Source organism: Lysobacter sp. TAB13 (genome assembly GCF_052113885.1).
Lineage (GTDB): Bacteria > Pseudomonadota > Gammaproteobacteria > Xanthomonadales > Xanthomonadaceae > Lysobacter > Lysobacter gummosus.
Genome location: NZ_JBFRDR010000379.1, coordinates 1 through 367, shown reverse-complemented (window position 1 = coordinate 367; position 367 = coordinate 1). Strand labels below are relative to the sequence as shown.

The following is a 367-nucleotide window of genomic DNA, read 5'->3' as shown; positions in this document are numbered from 1 at the left end:
TCATTTCTGGGTGGAGGCGGTGATGACGGACCATAGGCGCGGCGTGGCCGAGATGACGGCYGCCATGACGATCTCGGGCACGATCGGCTGGTTCGTGGTTCGCTCCGGCCAGCCGGTGATGGATGTGGTGTTCTGGCGCTGCGTCTTCGGCGCCGCGACCCTGTTGATCGTCTGCGGAGCCCTGGGGCTGCTTCGGCGCGGCGCGCTGACCGGCCGCCAGCTTGCGCTCGCCGCGATCGGTGGTGTCGCCGTCGTGTTGAACTGGCTGTTGCTGTTCTCGGCTTATTCGCGCGCTTCGATCTCGGTCGCGACGGTGGTCTACAACACCCAGCCCTTCATGCTCGTCGGGCTTGGCGCGCTGCTGTTT

At 66.4% G+C, this 367-nt stretch carries 1 protein-coding gene; it reads left to right on the top strand.

What is annotated here, in order from left to right:
- Positions 1-64: 64 nt before the first annotated feature.
- Positions 65-367 (top strand): EamA family transporter (locus AB4Y92_RS26600; RefSeq protein ID WP_441822349.1); only part of this gene is annotated, 303 nt, incomplete at its 3' end.